At 55.9% G+C, this 18,131-nt stretch carries 10 protein-coding genes, 1 tRNA gene and 1 pseudogene; 8 read left to right on the top strand and 4 right to left on the bottom strand.

Annotated elements, in window-relative coordinates:
• Positions 1-168: 168 nt before the first annotated feature.
• Together aksA and IKP20_04475 are read right to left on the bottom strand one after the other, a co-directional pair.
• Positions 169-1,395, bottom strand: a complete 1,227-nt coding sequence (gene aksA / locus IKP20_04480; GenBank protein MBR4504209.1) for a homoaconitate hydratase — start codon at positions 1,393-1,395, stop codon at positions 169-171.
• A 93-nt stretch (positions 1,396-1,488) separates the two neighbouring features.
• Entirely contained in the window at positions 1,489-2,523 is a 1,035-nt protein-coding gene (locus tag IKP20_04475) for an mRNA surveillance protein pelota (protein ID MBR4504208.1), read from the bottom strand.
• Positions 2,524-2,708: 185 nt separating this feature from the next.
• On the opposite strand from IKP20_04475, the gene carA reads away from it, so the two are divergent.
• From carA to IKP20_04445, 6 genes are all read left to right on the top strand, one after another.
• Complete coding sequence (gene carA / locus IKP20_04470; GenBank protein MBR4504207.1) at positions 2,709-3,791, top strand: glutamine-hydrolyzing carbamoyl-phosphate synthase small subunit; 1,083 nt, start codon at positions 2,709-2,711, stop codon at positions 3,789-3,791.
• Positions 3,788-6,991: a carbamoyl-phosphate synthase large subunit gene (gene carB, locus IKP20_04465; protein ID MBR4504206.1), complete on the top strand. Its 3,204-nt coding sequence runs from the start codon at positions 3,788-3,790 to the stop codon at positions 6,989-6,991. The genes carA and carB overlap by 4 nt, the downstream gene beginning before the upstream one ends.
• Positions 6,992-7,244: 253 nt before the next feature.
• A complete protein-coding gene (locus IKP20_04460) occupies positions 7,245-10,628 on the top strand; it encodes a leucine-rich repeat protein (GenBank protein MBR4504205.1) in 3,384 nt (1,127 codons plus the stop codon).
• 235 nt (positions 10,629-10,863) lie between these two features.
• The gene (gene gdhA / locus IKP20_04455) at positions 10,864-12,213 is read left to right on the top strand and encodes an NADP-specific glutamate dehydrogenase (GenBank protein ID MBR4504204.1); all 1,350 of its coding nucleotides are present in this window, start codon (positions 10,864-10,866) and stop codon (positions 12,211-12,213) included.
• A gap of 147 nt (positions 12,214-12,360) precedes the next feature.
• Positions 12,361-13,569 carry an aminotransferase class I/II-fold pyridoxal phosphate-dependent enzyme gene (locus IKP20_04450; GenBank protein ID MBR4504203.1) on the top strand — a complete coding sequence of 403 codons (1,209 nt, stop codon included), beginning with the start codon at positions 12,361-12,363 and terminating at the stop codon, positions 13,567-13,569.
• Positions 13,570-13,778: 209 nt separating this feature from the next.
• Positions 13,779-14,648, top strand: coding sequence for a hypothetical protein (locus IKP20_04445; protein ID MBR4504202.1), 870 nt, complete (start codon positions 13,779-13,781; stop codon positions 14,646-14,648).
• Between the two features lie 30 nt (positions 14,649-14,678).
• On the opposite strand, the gene IKP20_04440 is transcribed toward IKP20_04445, so the two are convergent.
• Together IKP20_04440 and IKP20_04435 are read right to left on the bottom strand one after the other, a co-directional pair.
• Positions 14,679-14,765: transfer RNA gene (locus IKP20_04440), tRNA-Leu, on the bottom strand.
• A 205-nt stretch (positions 14,766-14,970) separates the two neighbouring features.
• A pseudogene (locus IKP20_04435) lies at positions 14,971-15,513 on the bottom strand (epoxyqueuosine reductase).
• Between the two features lie 176 nt (positions 15,514-15,689).
• Here IKP20_04435 and iorA point away from each other — a divergent pair.
• Positions 15,690-17,504, top strand: a complete 1,815-nt coding sequence (gene iorA, locus IKP20_04430; GenBank protein ID MBR4504201.1) for an indolepyruvate ferredoxin oxidoreductase subunit alpha — start codon at positions 15,690-15,692, stop codon at positions 17,502-17,504.
• A complete protein-coding gene (locus IKP20_04425) occupies positions 17,501-18,091 on the top strand; it encodes an indolepyruvate oxidoreductase subunit beta (protein ID MBR4504200.1) in 591 nt (196 codons plus the stop codon). Before iorA ends, IKP20_04425 begins: the two co-directional genes overlap by 4 nt.
• Positions 18,092-18,131 lie beyond the last annotated feature (40 nt).

The following is an 18,131-nucleotide window of genomic DNA, read 5'->3' as shown; positions in this document are numbered from 1 at the left end:
GCCGCACAGATGCAGATAGACGAGTATGCGAAGCACATGCTTTGTCTCAAACAGTCTGAAGTTGCTTTCTGAGGACATGATATCTAAGAATCCCTGCGAATTAAAAAGGGGAATCAGAGAATTATAAGATTGTTAAAATGAAAGGTGGCCCCGAAGGGCCGTTGAATATCACTCGGAGTCGTCGGAATCGCCGATCTGGACGATGTCCTCGTCCTCTTCCTCCGGTTCCTCGTCGAACAGCTGGTCGTCGACAAGATCCTGGAAGAGCTCCAGCAGATCGTCGGTGGAGAGGCAGCGGTGGAGGTCCGATGCGTTCCTCTTCACCATCTCGGTCAGCTTCTCCGCCTGGTCGGGGTCGATCTCCTGGCCCTGCTGCTTCAGCACGGCGATGACACTCTCGACGTTGCTGTGCTTACCCAGGACGATCTCCCTGTGCCCTCCGACGAGGAAGGGATCGTAAGCTTCCATGATGCCTCCGGTGGTAGAGTTCCCGTCGGCGGTGATTCCTGTCTCCTGGGCGAAGCATCCGCTTCCGAAGATGGGTTTGGATTCCCAGATCCTGCGGCCGGAGGATTTCGACAGCGCGGTAGCGACGTTTCTGAGGGCGGGGAGGTCGATCTTCGTGTCTATTCCGAGCTTCTCCTCGGCGATGAGCGCGACCTCTTCGAGCGGCGCGTTACCGGCTCTGGCTCCGATCCCCATGATGGAAGCCCCGACGAATTTGGCTCCGGCTTTGATTCCCGCCAGGCTGTTGGCGGTGGCCATCCCGAAATCGTTGCGGGCCTGTATCTCGATGTCCATATCAGTGGCCTGCTTGAGGACCTTGACCCTTTCGAAGGTGTCGAAGGGCTCTCCGACTCCGATGCTGTCGCAGTAGACGATGCGGTCCGCGTTGGCCTGCTTCGCGTTCATCGCGCAGTTCACGAGGAACGAGAGGCTGGCGCGGCCAGCATCCTCGAGGACGCAAGAAGTGTACAGCCCGTGGCTGTTGGCGTACTCCACGGACTCGAAGATCTTGTCGAGGACCCACTCGCTGTTCTCGCCGTATCTGTTCTCGTAAAGGATCTCCGACACGGGGAGGGCGATGGAAACGGAGTCCACATCGCATGACAGGCTGTCGTTGATGTCCGATATCTCTGCCCTGTTGGATGCCATGACGGAGGCTTCGAGGCCCATGCGCGCGATGCGCTTCACGGTCTTCTTCTCCTCGATGCCTATTGACGGCATCCCGACGTCTATCTGAGAGACGCAGGTCTTGTCGATCAGCTTCGCCAATTTGTATTTCTCCGTCATCGAAAGGACTACGCCCGAAGCGTTCTCTGAATCTCTGATCGTCGTATCGCAGATGCAGACGTCCCTGTCGAAACGGGACATGACTTCATTTTTGCTTTTCATGGATGGCCCCCAGGGTACTCCGCTATCGTGCGGCGTATAGGATTGAATGCCGTATGCGGATGCAGTAAATTAATTGTTGGTAATAGAAGCCGCTCATTCCATCTTGTATCTGAGCATAGCCGCCATGCCTCCGAGGGCCGCGAGCTGCTTTCCGCCGTCATGCTGGCTCGAAACCACGATTACTTCACCCTTTTGGGACTCCACGGCGCGGACGATTTCGTCAAGATCCTCCTCCCTGAGCTTGCTGTCCAGTATGAGAAGCCTATCCACTGCCCCGGCTATGGCGGCGGTTTCTACCTGTGAGGTTCCGTAAGTGGCATTTCCGCCCTTTCCGATGGCCGCCATGAGGGATTCCACGGCTTCCAGCTCGGTTCCGACCGAGGATTCCCTCAGAACGTCGGCGCCCATCCCGGCTTTCATGAGCTCGTTTATCCCGGCCATGCCGCATTGTCCGGTATGGTAGACGTAAATACTGTCGAAAATACCCTCTCCTTTGAGGTCTTCCGCCAGAGTCTCTTTCTCGAACCCGGGGCCGAGGAGTACCAGCGGCATGTTAGGCTCGCCGATGGCTTTGAGTTTGCTTGAAATCTCTGCGTGATAGCCGTCAGCCTGCGGTTTTTCGGCGTATTGCTTCCCAGATCTGCCGGAGCGCACGGTCGCGATCTCCTTGAGCCCGAATTGCCTCAGGACAGCTATGGTCGCCTCGTCCTGATCCAGAGATACGAACGCTATGCGCGGTTTTTTAGAGTCCGAGACTGCCCTGGCGATCCTTTCGCGCTGGGTATCCTTCCATTTCCTTTTGGAAATCGTCAGGGAATCGCCGTTCTCGAAGATCAGAGTGTGATGCTGGCCTATGTCCTGGGGGCCCGATTCTATGGTCCCAAGCAGCTTCAGGCGGAGGTCGTCCTCCGAGAATTCTATCTTTTCGATGCGGATCCCCAACGTCATCCTTTTCTTCTCGGCCCTTTCGGCGCGGATTTTGTCCGCAGATTTTTCCTCGCGTCTGGTCGTCGAAGCCGTGACGAGGTCTCCCACCTCCACTATGTTGTACAGATGCCAAAGGTCCTCGTCAGTCTCGACCAGAAGTCTGATGTCTCCGGCCGGCTTGTCCTCGCTCAGAACGCGCATGGATGCCTTCTGGACGCTCATGATTATTATTCTTTGCGATTCCGAGCTGATTCTTGGATTGGGCGCGAAAGCGCATTAACAGTATGAAAAAATGGGGTTTGTCGGTTTTCAGACAACCTTCTGATTGGCTTGTCATGGCCAAATCATAGGGGTTATATACGGTATCAGAATCTGATTTAACCTCAATGGCACGCGGATATTTGGTTCTCGAAGATGGGACCGCCTATGAGGGCGATCTGTTCGGATCCGAGACGGAAGCAGTCGGAGAGGTAGTATTTTCCACGGGGATGGACGGCTATCAGGAAAGCCTCACAGATCCCTCTTTCAGAGGTCAGATCCTCGTCATGACATATCCTCTTGTTGGAGATTATGGAATAGTAGACGGATTCGACCAGTCGGATGCGGTCCACACCCGCGGCCTTGTGGTCAGGGAGTATTGCAGGAACCCCTCGGCGATGTACGGCGGGGGAACTCTGGACGCTTATCTCAAGAAACACGGGGTCCCAGGCATTTCCGGCATAGACACCCGCGACTTGGTAATAAAGCTCCGCACGGAAGGGACCGTGAAAGGGGCTATCATCAAAGGTTCAGATATAGAAGGCACGATTTCTAAGCTCAAGTCGATGCCGCTCCCTTCCGATAGCAATCTCGTCGCGGAAGTCTCCTGCAAGAAGATAACCGAGATCAGGAACGGAAAGGACATCACCGTCGGCCTTCTGGATTGCGGCACCAAAGATGGGATTATCAGGGATCTGAGCTCCAGATTCGACGTGGTGATGTTCCCATATGATACGCCGTCGGACGTCATAATCGAGTCCAAGGTCAATGGTCTGCTTGTCACCAACGGCCCGGGAGACCCATCCCATCCCGCCATCCAAGGAACGACTGTAAAGACCGTCTCCAATCTCAGTTCCGTCATGCCTATCTATGGCATATGCTACGGGAGCCAGGTAATCGCCCGTGCCATGGGCGCGACGACTTACAAAATGAAATTCGGGCACCGCGGCTGCAACCAGCCAGTCAAATTCGAGGGGCGCGTTTACATCACATCCCAGAACCACGGATACGCCGTCGATGAGAACAGCCTGGGAGGCACCGGGCTCATCGCAGACCAGATAAACGTCAACGACGGCACCGTGGAAGGCGTGAGGCACAAGAATCTGCCTATTTTCACGTCCCAATACCATCCGGAGGCTTCCCCGGGCCCCGTGGATACAGCTTTCCTGTTCGATAGATTCGGAAAGATGGTCAAGGAGGGGAGACTGTGAGGAAAGATTACAAGAAACTTCTCGTCATCGGCTCCGGCCCCATAGTGATCGGGCAGGCCGCCGAATTCGATTTCTCAGGCACTCAGGCCTGCCGCTCCCTCAGGGAAGAAGGTTACAGCACTGTACTTGTCAACTCAAATCCCGCGACCATCCAGACGGATGTGGATACCGCCGACAGCGTTTACATAGAGCCGCTCACGGCAGACAATGTCGCCAGAATCATCGAGAAAGAAGGCGTCGACGGGGTAATCTCCAGCATGGGGGGCCAGACCGCCCTCAACATATGCTCGGAGCTTGCCGATTCCGGTGAATTGGAGAGGCTGGGCGCCGCTCTCGTGGGAACTCAGCCGGACGCCATCGCCATGTCCGAGGACAGGGAGCTGTTCAAAGAGACGATGGAGAGGATCGGAGAGCCGATTCCCGTTTCCAGAAGCGTCAACAGCATCGAAGAGGCCAAGGAAGCCGTCAAAATCATCGGGAAATACCCTGTTCTCATCAGGCCGGCGTACACTCTGGGTGGTACCGGAGGCGGGATTGCCCACAATGAGGCGGAACTCGAGGAGATCTGCGCCCGCGGGCTGGCTTATTCCAGGATCCACCAGGTCCTGATCGAGGAGAGCGTGCTCGGCTGGAAGGAGTACGAGTACGAGGTTATGAGGGACTCCAACGACAATTGCATCATAATATGCAACATGGAGAATCTGGATGCCATGGGGATACACACCGGGGAGAGCATTGTCTGCGCCCCGTGCCTTACCCTGTCCGACAAAGACCACCAGCGCCTCAGATCCGCCGCGATCAAAGTCATCCGCGCCCTCAACATCGACGGCGGATGCAACGTCCAGTTCGCCTACAACCCTGCCAACGGGGACTACAGGCTGATCGAGGTCAACCCCCGCGTTTCGCGTTCTTCCGCGCTGGCGTCGAAGGCAACCGGATATCCGATCGCCAGGGTGGCCACCAAGATCGCCGTGGGATACACTCTGGACGAGATTCCCAACAGAATCACCGGCACCACGTACGCCGCTTTCGAGCCCGCCGTGGATTATGTGGTCATCAAGATACCCCGCTGGCCCTTCGACAAGTTCCGCACCGTGGACAGGCATCTCGGGACCCAGATGAAATCCACCGGAGAGGTCATGGCCATCGGCAGGACATTCGAGGAGGCCCTTCTGAAAGGCCTCAGATCCCTTGAGATTGGGGCAAAAGGCCTCGATATGATCGAAATGGATGACGGCGCAATCGCAGAGGAGCTTGCGAACGCCACCGACAAGCGCATATTCGCCATGGGAGAGGCCCTCAGGAAAGGCTGGTCCGTCCAGAAAGTGGCAGAGCTCTCGCAGTGGGACGCGTTCTTCGTCCAGAAGCTGAAGAACATAGTGGACATGGAGGGCAGGATAAAGGCCGGTCTCGACAGGCAGATCCTCAAGGACGCCAAGGCCATGGGATTCTCAGACGAGACCATCGGCGAGCTCTGCGGTTTGCCTCCGATGGAGGTCCGCGCCAAGAGGAAGGCCGAGGGCATAATCCCGGTCTACAAGATGGTCGACACGTGCTCCGCGGAGTTCGCGGCGGAGACTCCTTACTTCTATTCAACATACGGGCGTTCGTCCGAAGCCGCGCCATCAGAAAACAAGAAAGTGGTCATCATCGGCGGCGGCCCCATAAGGATAGGCCAGGGAATCGAGTTCGATTATTGCTGCGTGCATGGGGTCATGGCCCTTCAGGAAGAGGGCGTAGACGCGGTCATCATCAACAACAACCCCGAGACCGTCTCCACGGATTATGACATCTCGGACAGGCTTTACTTCGAGCCTCTGACCTTGGAAGATGTCCTCAACACGATAGAATCCGAGGATGCGGACGGCGTCATAGTCCAGTACGGCGGTCAGACGTCGGTCAACCTGGCTGTCGACCTGGAGAAGGCGCTTGCCGGAACCAAGACCAAGATTCTGGGTACCAGCCCCGACAGCATGGACATCGCCGAGGACAGGCGCAGGTTCTCCAAGCTTATGGATGAGCTGAAGATCAAGCAGCCCAAGTCAGGCACCGGGTACTCCTTCGAAGAGGCCAGGGCAATCGCCGAGGACATAGGCTATCCGGTCCTCGTAAGACCGTCTTACGTCCTCGGAGGGAGGGCGATGGAGATCGTCTATTCCACTGCGGAGCTCAAGACTTACGTGGACACCGCCGTTAAGGTCTCGCACAACCACCCCATCCTCATAGACAAATACCTCACCGAAGCCATCGAGATAGATGTCGACGCGCTCTGCGACGGCACCGACGTCTATGTCGGAGGCATAATGGAGCACGTGGAATACGCTGGATGCCACTCCGGGGACGCCACCATGGTCCTTCCGCCGTTCACCCTTTCGAAGGCGATAATCAGCGAGATCGTCGACATCACCGAGAGGGTCGCGCTGGCCCTTCAGATCCGCGGCCTCATGAACCTCCAGTTAGCCGTGAAGAACGGCCAGATCTATATGATCGAGGCCAATCCGAGGGCTTCCAGGACCGTCCCGTTCATATCCAAGGCCACCGGGATTCCGCTGGCCAAGATCGCCACCAGGATCATGCTCGGCAAGACCCTGAAGGAATTCGGGCTCGGCGGATACAGGGCGATAGACCACTATGCCATCAAAGCGTCTGTGTTCCCGTTCCTGAAGCTTCCCGGAGTGGATTCGATCCTCACGCCAGAGATGAAATCTACCGGAGAGGTCATGGGAATCGACGAGGATTTCAGCAAAGCCTGCTACAAGGCTCTCATCGCTGCCGGGAACAGGCTTCCCACCCAGGGCGGGGTGTACGTCACCGTGAACGACGCCGACAAGGAGAAGATCCTGGCGCCGGTGAAGGAGCTCAAGGCAATGGGATTCACCGTCTATGCCACCAAAGGCACTTCGACATACCTCAGGGACTGCGGCGTCGAGACCGTCACCGTGTTCAAGATAAACGAGGGCCAGAAGCCCAACGCGGTCGGACTGATGAGGGACGGGGAGATCAACCTGATCATCAACACGCCCTCCCAGAAGTCCGGGGCAATACGCGACGGATACACCATGCGCAGGCTCGCCGTCGAGCTGGAGATACCCTTCATGACCACAGTCCAGGGCGCCGACATAGCCGTCCGCGCAATCAAGGTCGCCCGGGAAGGCGGCCTCGGCGTCAGGAGCATGAAGGAGTTCCACGGTCTGGTCTGATCCGGGGCAATCCCGCCGGAGGGGTTCTCTTCCGGCGGTCCTTTTTATTGTTTTCTGCCCGGCCCTTTCTTTTCGGGGCTCCGGTTTTTCCCGCAATCCTTTCCCGCCGCCCAGCCGGCACTGAGAATCAGATATATCATCCGGTCTGGATGCTATGGCGGTTATGAGCACTCAGAATTATATAAACGCGAATTAATACCATATTATTGGATTTAGAATCCAATGCAAACAGCTTTATTGGAGGAAATTGAACATGAGCAATTTCAAAACGATGGCGATCGCGAGCATCATCGCGATCGTTGCGGTAATATCTGCCGCTGCCGTCGCGGCTCAGTCTGACGCGGACGATGAATCCGAACTCACGGAGTACAAATTCTTCATCGACCTCGGCGGAACTATTATGAGCTTTGCCGACCCGTTCGGCGATTTCGAAGGCGACTACGGCGACGGAAGCCTTGAAGTCGTCTATGCCAGCAGCGTCAAAGAGGCGCTGACCCTCGCATGCGAACAGAAGTTCGGATATGAGGGCGCGATCGAATTCAGCAGCAGCGGATATATCAGCGAGATCAACGGAGCCGACGGAAACGGTGTCACCATTTTCCCCGACCAAAGCTTCGTCGAAGAGGAACCTTGGAACCATTACATTTATCTTTATCCCATCCAGTTCGTTTGGGACGGCGAATCCTGGTCTGTTGCCAATGCGCCTCTCGGAAGCTATTCCGGAGACGAGACTGTTTTCGCTCTCATCACCATGCCCACCTCCTTCGGAGATGACGAATACTTCACCTTCGACGAGTACAACGGAATGTATTCCGAGGAAGGCCAGGGCAACGAAGTCTACCAGTACCTCCAAGATGTCTACGGATGGACTGCCGGAGCCACCTCCCAGCCTGTCTTCAGGGCCCCCTTCACCTTTGTCCAGGACGGCCTCATCTACGAGATGCAGGACAACTATTACGATGTCAAGGTCATCGGAAGCACCGAGAATGTCACCGGAGACATCGTCATTCCCGACTCCATCAATTTCCTTGGCGTCGACCTGAACGTCTGGAGAGTCGGAATGAAGGCCTTCATGGACCGCGACGACATCACGTCCGTGACCCTCAGCTGCGACATCGAGAGGCACGCTTTCTATAAGTGCGACAACCTCGCTATTGTCACCCTCAAAGACGGATGCGAGCAGATCGGAAAGAGCGCTTTCGCCTACTGCCCCGCTCTTGCCGGCGTCACCATTCCCGAGTCCGTCTACTACATCGGAGTCAACGCCTTCTACGGCGCCCACTTCTATGACGAGAACGGCGAAGCCATCAAAGCCAACGTCGACAACCTCCCCGGATACACCTACTCCGGAATGGACGCCGAGCTCTTCAGGATCCTGATGTATGACTACACGTTCTACATCGACCTCGGAGGAGAGATCTACAACATCGTCGGCGAGAGCGACAACATATACGATTACGGAGACGCCAGCTGGGAGACCGCGACCGCCACCGATGTCCTGTCCGCTCTCAAGGCCGTCTGCGACCAGAAGTTCCACGAGGGAGCCCTCGAAATCAGCTCCAGCGGAGCCATCAAGACCATCAACGGAATCGACGGAAACGGAATGTACATCTTCCCCGACGAATCCCTCAACCCCGACTATGAGCACTGGATATACTTCTACCCCGTCCAGTTCGTAATGGAGGACGGCGAGTGGAAGCAGCTTGACACCTACATCGGAGCCTACGAAGGCGAATCCACCGTTTTCGCCATCGTCCTTATGCCCATCTCCTTTGAATCCGAGCCTATCGTGTACCACTTCGAAGAGAACATGGGATTCAGCGGCGCCTACTACGGAGACAAAGTCTACAAGATGTTCCAGGACGTCTACGGATGGACCTACGGAAGCCCCTCCGCCCCCGTCTTCAGGGAAATCGACGTCTTCGAGCTCAACAACTTCGTATTCCAGGTCACCGACGCCGACGCGAAGGAAGTCAAAGTCATCGCCAGCATCGATCTCGAAGGAGAGGCTTTCATCCCCGAGATCGTTGAATTCAGGGGCGAGCAGTACACCGTCACCAGGGTCGGAATGAAGGCCTTCATGGACTGCGACGACATCACTTCCGTCGTCGTGAACTGCGACATCGAGAGGCACGCATTCTACAAGTGCGACGGCATCGGATCCATCGAAATCGGAGAGAAGTGCGAGCAGATCGGAAAGAGCGCTTTCGCCTACTGCCCCTCCCTCACCAGCGTCACCATGGCCGATTCCGTCAGCTACCTGGGCGTCAACGCCTTCTACGGAACCAAGTTCCACGACGAGAACGGCAATTCCATCAAGGCCAACGTCGAGAACCTCGCCGGATACAAGTACATCGGAGAGAACTCGGATCTCTACAGGGTCACTTACACCTTCTACATCGATCTTGGAGGAACCATCTCCGGATTCTTCCTCGGAACCGATGAGAACTACGGCGGACCTTCCACCGAAGTCGTCTGCGCCGACAACGCCAGGAACGCTCTGATCAAGGCTTGCGACCAGAAATTCGGAGAGGGATCTCTCGAGCTCAAGAAGACCAAGTACGGATACTCCATCGCCAAGATCAACGGAATGGACGGAAACGGATCCGGAATCTCCTCTCTCGAGAACCAGTACCCCCCTTACCCCGATGTTTACTACTACCCCGTGCAGTACGTCTTCGAGGACACTTGGAAGCAGGCTCCCGTGACCATACCCAACTACATGGGCCCCGCTACGACTTTCGCCATCACCTTCCAGCCCATCACCTTCGACGAGGAGGAGATCGAGCACACCTTCGAAAGCGAGGGCGACGCCGCCATCTACGATATGCTCAAGACGGTCTACAACTGGCCCGGATGGGGAACTTTCGAGACTCCCTTCATCTCCACCCAGGAGATTTCCGTCGAGCACAGCGAATACCTCGCTCTCGGAGACTTCGAAGCCCTCGAGGTCACCGTAGGGCCCATCGACTGCACCAACCCCAATGTCACCTACTTCTCCACCAACGAGAACGTCGCTGTCGTCGATGATCTGGGCATCATCACTACCGTCGCAGAAGGCTACACCGAAATAATGGTCTTCTCCAATTATGATCCCAGCCTTTCGATCACCCTGCCCCTGAATGTCTTCAGCACTTTCACCGATGAAGAATTCATCTTCGAAGTGATGAGCCTCGGAGACATGACCGTCAAGGTCATCGGATATGACGGCACTCCCTCGGAAGAGCTCTTCATACCCGAGATGGCATTCATCGGAGACTACGAGTTCTCCGTCGCAAGGGTCGGAATGAAGGCCTTCATGGACTGCGACGAGATCACTACCGTAGTGGTCGCCTGCGACATCGAGAGGCACGCATTCTACAAGTGCGATGAGCTCGAGAACGTCGTCCTGATGGAAGGATGCAAGCAGATCGGAAAGAGCGCTTTCGCCTACTGCACCGACCTGGAGTTCATCGACTTCAACGGTGGAATCACCTACATCGGAGTCAACGCGTTCTACGGAATCAAGTTCCTCGACGAGGGCGGCAACCGCCTTTCCGCCACCCCCGAGAACCTCGCTGGACACAGCTTCGAGGGCGACGATGGTGTGCTCACCATCTGCCCCCCTGTCGAATCGACCGTCGTGACCCTTTCCTGAAGTGGGGGATTTCCCCCGCAAACCCTTTACAGGCCGGCAGGTCCGGCCTTTTCCTGCATTTTCTGATTAGATTTCCGCCCGTGATGCGCCAGCAATGTATTACATATTCAAACGTCTTGAAAATCTTATTAGAATTAGACAATTATCTAATCATATTTCATATTACAAGATTCTTGAATGTATCCTTTAAATAATACTTGTGCTATGTAAGCCCATCATTCGCAGAGGCTAAGAAATGGCGATAAGCAATGAGTATCTCCAGTCCGTCTTCGACGGGCTCAAGCAGCGCAACGCTAACGAACCTGAATTCCTCCAAGCCGTCGAGGAAGTCCTCGAGTCCCTCGTGCCAGTCATCGAGGCGAGGCCTGAGCTTCAGAAGGCAGGCATAATCGAGAGGATCGTAGAGCCCGAGAGGATCGTGATGTTCCGTGTCCCATGGGTCGATGATCAGGGCAGAGTCCAGGTCAACCGCGGCTATCGCGTCCAGTTCAATTCTGCTATCGGGCCTTACAAGGGCGGACTCAGGCTCCACCCCTCCGTCAACCTGTCCATCCTGAAGTTCCTCGGATTCGAGCAGATCTTCAAGAACAGCCTGACCACTCTCCCCATCGGAGGAGGCAAGGGAGGATCGGATTTCGACCCGAAGGGAAAGTCCGACAACGAGATCATGCGTTTCTGCCAGTCCTTCATGACCGAGCTCTACAGGCACATCGGCCCCGATACCGACGTCCCCGCAGGAGACATCGGAGTCGGCGGAAGAGAGATCGGTTTCATGTTCGGCCAGTACAAGAGGATCACCAACGAGTTCACCGGCGTCCTCACCGGAAAGGCCATCCCTTCCGGCGGATCTCTCGCCAGGACCGAAGCCACCGGATACGGGCTGTGCTACTTCGCCGACGAGATGCTCAAGGACAAGGGACAGTCCTTCAAGGGAAAGAAGGTCGTCATCTCCGGGTCCGGAAACGTCGCCATATACGCATGCCAGAAGGCCACCCAGCTCGGCGCCAAGGTCATCGCCGTGTCCGATTCCAACGGTTACATAAGGGATGACAACGGAATCGATTACCGCACCCTCCAGGAGATCAAGGAAGTCAAGAGGGACAGGATAAAGACGTACGTCAACTACGTCCCGTCCGCGGTCTACACCGAAGGATGCAGAGGCATCTGGACCATCCCCTGCGACATAGCCCTTCCGTGCGCCACCCAGAACGAGCTGGATGAGCAGTCGGCTGAGACTCTCGTCAAGAACGGCGTCATCGCTGTGGCAGAGGGAGCCAACATGCCCAGCACCCCCGGAGCGATCGCATGCTTCCAGAAGAACGGCGTCCTCTTCGGCCCCGCAAAGGCCGCCAACGCCGGCGGCGTCGCAACTTCCGCTCTGGAGATGTGCCAGAACAGCGCCAGGCTCTCATGGTCCTTCGAAGATGTCGACGAGAAGCTCCACGGAATCATGAGGACCATCTACAAGAATGCGTTCGAGGCCGCCAAGAAGTACGGTGTCGAGGGCAACCTCGTGGCCGGCGCAAACATCGCCGGATTCGAGAAGGTCGCCGACGCCATGCTCTGGCAGGGCATTTCCTATTGAAGGGGGTCTTCCCCTCCGAAACCTTTTACGCGCCGGACGATGTCTGGCGCGGCAGAACATAACAGATATCGCCCCGTCCTTTTTTGTGGGATGTCTGGACACCGATATCCATTATATATCAATGAGCAATTAGATGGTCGATCGCTTATGAAGAAGCAAATCAAAGCATCCAGAAGGTCGTTGGGAATGAATTATGCCATCCGCGAGGTCACCGTTCCCGCCGCCGAGGCCGCCAAAGCCGGCAGGAAGCTCCTGGGTCTCAACATCGGCGATCCGAACAAATGGGATTTCGAGACGCCCGAATACTTCAAGCAGACTCTCAGGGAGGCGGTGGACCTTGTCGACAACGGATACGGGGATTCCCAGGGGCAGCCCGATCTCAGGGAAGCCATCGTCCGCAGGGAGCTGGAGAAGAACGGCATCTCGATCTCTTCCGATGACGTCTACGTCACCGCCGGAGTCAGCGAATGCATCAACATCATGATGGGGACTTTCATCGAGCCGGGCGACGAAGTTTTGGTTCCTGGACCCGGATATCCCTCCTACTCACAATATATCAACTTCTACGAGGGAAGGGTGGTGCCTTACAGGCAGATCGAAGAGGAGGATTGGAGGCCGGACACGGATATGCTCCGCAAGAGGATAACCGACAGCACGAAGGCCCTGATCATCTGCAACCCGAACAATCCCACCGGCGCAGTGTACGATGCCAAGGCGATAAAGGAGTTCGGCGATATCGCGGCCGAATACGGCATCCCGCTCATATCCGACGAGATATATGATAAGATAGTCTTCGACGGGAAATTCTTCTCCGCGTCGAGGCTTCCCAGCGATGTTCCGAGGATAATCCTCAACGGCTTCTCCAAGGTCAATCTGATGCCCGGATGGAGGGTCGGATACTGCTATTTCATGGATGAGGACGGTCTCATGGACGAGATAAGGGCCGGAATGATGAAGCAGTTCCGCGCGAGGATATGCCCCAATGTCCCCTGCCAGGCGGCTGCCAAGGCATCGCTGGAAGGTCCCCAGGACTATATCGTCGATATGAACCGGAAGCTCAAGGAGAGGGCCGATTTCACATACAAGCGGATCAATGAGATCCCTCTTCTCAGCTCGAGGAAGGCCAAGGGTGCGCTCTACATGTTCCCCAAGATCGATCTGCAGGGGACCCCATGGAGAACCGACAAGGATTTCGTCTTCAGCCTCATCAAAGAGGAAGGCGTGGTTTTTGTCCACGGCTCCGGTTTCTGCCAGGAATTCGGTGTAGATCATTTCCGCACCGTTCTGCTGGCTCCCACAGACATTCTGGGCGAGGCCTTCGACAAGACCGAGCGCTTCATAAAAAGGCACGTCTGAGCCTCAGGGGCGGACCGCCCCAAACCATCTTTTGCTCATGCTGGCCCATTCATTCTCATATTGGATCATATGTCTGACACGAGCATTTAGATGCATATAAAATGGTTATTTTAGACTTAAACTATTGTTTGCATTGTTGTTTAAGGTATCGATTCCTGCGTTTTTATACACAATATAAATGATAAATACCATAGATCCTATGCGGCACTATGGGCGACGGAGACGGCGGCATAGGCCTCAGCAAAAAGGATCTCATGGATCTGCTGTTCACTTGCATCCGCAGCGGGGATCCCTCAAGCGTGAGGGCAAGCGCCCGCATATTGCTCAAAAGATATCCGGACGATGCTGAGACGCTGTTCTTCACCGGGATGTTCTCTTTCGGTCTGGATCCGGAGGAAGGCATGGTCTATTGGGAGAGGCTCGCCTCCTCTATGCACAATCTGGAGGGACCGGAAGCCCAACGCATTCTGGATCTCATCTATCCCCAGATGGTGGAAGTGATTTCCAACTACTACGTCCAGGGGAACTTCGAATCGTATTCCGGGCTGATGTCGATGGGAAAGGATTTGGCGCCGTACGGCCGCGCTTTGGTCCAGGACGTCATAGAAGCGGTGCCATCCGGAATCCAGGGCATCGACATTCCCAGCTGCGTCCAAGCCGCTTTCAAACTCAGGAAGCTTGCAACAGCATGTCTGTTCCACGTCTTCCCCGGCTATTCGCTCGATATCCTCAGAAAAGCATCGGATTCCGTGGCTCAGCTTGCCTCCATCGTGAATATGCTCGGTGGAAGGAACTCTTTTGCGGCATACTCGTTTCGCGTATGCTCCAGTTTCCTCTCCGCCGAATGGGAGAACACCGAGCGCATCTTAGACGGGATCGGCAGCCTGGGATGGGATTCCCTGTCGGATTATTGGCAGGAGCAGCGTTTCGATGAGTTCTCAGAAACGGTAGGCGCTCTCGAGGCCCTATTCCAGGAGTATTTCATCCTCGCTGCGCGGATGCCGGATGGGGCCGACGAATACCTCAGTCTGCGTATGCGCGATTGCTTCGATCTGCTGCCTTACCCAGGGAGCGATTGAGTATGCCAGACGTTACAGCCGATTCGAAAATGGTGCAGAGGGTGCGATTTGAACGCACGAACCGCTAGGGACAGGATCCTAAGTCCTGCGTCGTTGACCGAGCTTGACAACCTCTGCTTGATTCAACTCGATGCCTGTTTGAATTATATAAATTGCGTCGGTAAACGAATCTTGCGACATTGTCGCGTCCTTTCTGCGACATCGGCGCTGTCTTAATGTTTCCGATAGGACAGACTGCCATGCATTTTCCGCATGGTGATATGCCATGTTTGCTGAGCTCTTCGTTGCGGTCCAGACACGCGCTCCTATCTATCTTTCCGTCTGATATCGCCTTGGCCGGGCAATTCTCGGCGCATCTCCCGCATTTGATGCACAATTCTTTTTCGGATGGTGCGTCAGACGGTATTTCGGCTGAAGTCAGGACGGAGGAGAATCTGATTCTGGGCCCATATTTCTCTGTCAGCACCAATCCGTTGATGCCATACGATCCCATGCCGGCATAATATGCGGCCTGCTTATGCGAGAAGAAAGATCCCATGCAGGCTCTGAGGCCTTTGATCCCTTTGTAACCGTCTCTGGGCACGTAGATCGCATCGAATCCCAGCATGCCCAATTCCAAAGCGATCCTCTCCGAGGCGTTGTCCAGGCTCGAGTTGACGACGGAATAAAGGTGGCTGTAATAGCTCGATGGTGCGGTATCCGTTATCGTCTTGGGGAGAGGTATCCCTATTACGATCACCGATCTGCACGATGACATCAGGTCCTTCGGGCTTCTGCCTTCGGGGTCGTCGTCCCAAGCATCCGCTGATGCCACGCCGATATCCGCTATACCCATTGAGCGCGCCACGTCCCTGATACGCCCCATAACCTCTTCGGAATCCACGGGTGCTGATGCCCTGCTGGATTCAAATGTTTTTCTTATAAATCAGAGACATCAGAGTTGCCCTGATTAGCCCTAATATGTCCCTGATTTTTTGAGCATTATTGCCTGCGAACCAGTTATAACTCTGATTTATTATATACGCGCAAGAGGTCAATCAGATGGTAAATCTGCTCAGCGAAGGGGGAAAACAGCTCCTCCTTGGAAATGAGGCGATAACTCGCGGCTTGATCGAGGCCGGAGTGGGATTCGCTTCGACGTATCCCGGCACGCCATCTTCGGAGATAGGCAATATCCTGGAGAAGATTTCCTCCGATACGGGAATGTACTTTGAGTTCTCCACCAACGAGAAGGTCGCCGTGGAGGTCTCTGCCGCGGCCGCTTCCTCAGGGGTGAGATCGTTCGTTTTCATGAAGCATGTCGGGTTGAACGTAGCCGCCGACCCTATGATGACACTGGCATACGCCGGCGTCAGGGGCGGAATGCTAATCATGAGCGCGGATGACCCGTCTGCCCACAGCTCTCAGAACGAGCAGGACAACAGGTATTATTCCGTCCTGGCTCTGATGCCTATGATGGAGCCTTCCACTCCTGCCGAAGGGCGGAGCATGGTGGCGGAGGCCTACAGGGTCTCGGAGGAGCTGGAGATGCCTCTGCTTTTCAGGACTACCACCCGTATGAACCATGCCAGGGGAATAGTCGAGTTCGGACCCATATCCGAGAGGAAGACCGCAGGCCATTTCGACAGGGACGTCAAGAGATTCGTAAACATACCTGCCTACGCGAGGCTCAACAGGAAGGTAATACTCGAGAAGTATGCCAAGGCCTCGGATCTCTCGGAGAAATCGCCGCTGAATTTCGTCGAAGGAGAGGGAGACATAGGCATCATAGCCTCGGGCGTGGCGTATACGTACGTCAAGGAGTTTGTTTCCGGGGTTTCTATACTCAAGCTGGGATTCACCAACCCTCTGCCCGAGAAGAAGATCGCCGATTTCGTCAAATCCAAGAGGCTGGTCATAGTTGCCGAGGAGCTGGAGCCGTTCGTCGAGGATCAGGTTCTCAGGATCTGCGCCCAGAACGGCATCACAGTCCCGGTTTACGGCAAGAGGACCGGCCATCTGCCGAGGGCCTGGGAATACTCTCCGGACACTCTGAAAGGCATATCCGAATTCGTAAAGGTCAAGGAATTCCCCGAGCCTCTGTCCGTTCCCAAGATGGATCTTCCCAGCAGGCCGCCGACCCTATGCGCGGGATGTCCCCACAGAGGCATGTTCGCCGCCGCCAAGAGGGCCGCCGGAAAGGAGGACGTCATCTACTGCTCGGATATCGGATGCTATACTCTCGGGGTCCAGCCCCCCTTCCAGGCCGCCGATTTCATTATCTGCATGGGCGGAGGCGCCGGAGCCGCGGGAGGTTTCGACAGATCCACCGATCAGCGCGCGGTCGCGTTCATGGGCGATTCCACGTTCTTCCACGCAGGTGTTCCGCCTCTGGTCAACGCTCTGTTCAACAGGCATCGCATAGTCATGGTCATCCTGGACAACCGCACGACCGCGATGACAGGGCATCAGCCTAACCCCGGAACCGGAAGGGATTTCGGAGGCGTTTCCACCAAGCCGATAGACATCGAATCGATGGTCAAAGGCATAGGCGTGGAATTCGTGAGGACGGTCAATCCATATGACGTCAAATCGGCCACGCAGACTTTCAGGGATGCCCTGGCGTTCGAAGGGGTCGCCGTCATCATTTCTAAATGCCCCTGCCCTCTCGAGCTCAAGAAGAGCAAGCAGCTGGTCCCCGGCGTCTGCGTCATCGACCAAAACAAATGCAACGGCTGCGGAACCTGCCTGAAGACGATCGCATGCCCGGCTCTGTTCAAAAAGGACGGCAAAATCACGCCTGACCCGGTCCAATGCATAGGCTGCGGCATGTGCGCTTCCGTCTGCCCCAGAGGGGCGATCGAGGTGAGAAGATGAAATACACAGTCCAGATAGTCGGAGTGGGCGGACAGGGCGTCCTTCTCGCGTCGATGGTGCTCGGAAACGCCGCCATGCAGATGGGTTATGACGTCGCCATGAGCGAAGTCCACGGGATGGCCCAGAGGGGCGGAAGCGTCCTCTCCACCGTGCGCTTCGGAGACGGGGTCGCAAGCCCGTTGGAGGCCGCAGGATCCGCCGATATGATACTCGGATTCGAGCCTGTGGAAACATGCAGGAGCCTTCCCCTCGGGAACAAGGATACGACTGTGCTGATGAATCTCGACCCGGTTCTGCCTTCTATGGTCGCCGCCGGGTTCGAGGAATATCCCCCGGTCGACAGCATCGTATCCGCGGTCAGGTCTCTGGCCCCCAACCTCAAGACGATCGATGCCACGGACATAGCCATCAAAGCCGGGAAAGCCGTCGCCGCCAATGCCGTCATGATCGGCGCGATGTCGGCCGTCAAAGGGTTCCCTATCCCCAAGGATGTGCTTCTTAAGGTCCTCATGGAGCAGGTCCCGGAAAAATTCAGGGATCTGAACTCCAAGGCTTTCGAGATGGGTTACCAGGCCGCATCCCAATGAAACCGAGGCTGCCCAGTTTTTGGGCGGCCCCCTTTTATCT

This window comes from Candidatus Methanomethylophilaceae archaeon (assembly GCA_017524805.1).
Taxonomy (GTDB): Archaea; Thermoplasmatota; Thermoplasmata; order Methanomassiliicoccales; family Methanomethylophilaceae; genus Methanoprimaticola.
Note: the sequence above shows the minus strand (reverse complement) of the source record. Positions and strands in the feature narration are given on the sequence as shown.

Bases quoted from the DNA above. Each gene is read 5' to 3' on its own strand.
- aksA (MBR4504209.1), bottom strand. From the start codon at position 1,395: ATGAAAAGCAAAAATGAAGTCATGTCCCGTTTCGACAGGGACGTCTGC.
- IKP20_04475 (MBR4504208.1), bottom strand. From the start codon at position 2,523: ATGCGCGTTCTGAGCGAGGACAAGCCGGCCGGAGACATCAGACTTCTG.
- carA (MBR4504207.1), top strand. From the start codon at position 2,709: ATGGCACGCGGATATTTGGTTCTCGAAGATGGGACCGCCTATGAGGGC.
- IKP20_04460 (MBR4504205.1), top strand. From the start codon at position 7,245: ATGAGCAATTTCAAAACGATGGCGATCGCGAGCATCATCGCGATCGTT.
- gdhA (MBR4504204.1), top strand. From the start codon at position 10,864: ATGGCGATAAGCAATGAGTATCTCCAGTCCGTCTTCGACGGGCTCAAG.
- IKP20_04450 (MBR4504203.1), top strand. From the start codon at position 12,361: ATGAAGAAGCAAATCAAAGCATCCAGAAGGTCGTTGGGAATGAATTAT.
- IKP20_04445 (MBR4504202.1), top strand. From the start codon at position 13,779: ATGGGCGACGGAGACGGCGGCATAGGCCTCAGCAAAAAGGATCTCATG.
- iorA (MBR4504201.1), top strand. From the start codon at position 15,690: ATGGTAAATCTGCTCAGCGAAGGGGGAAAACAGCTCCTCCTTGGAAAT.
- IKP20_04425 (MBR4504200.1), top strand. From the start codon at position 17,501: ATGAAATACACAGTCCAGATAGTCGGAGTGGGCGGACAGGGCGTCCTT.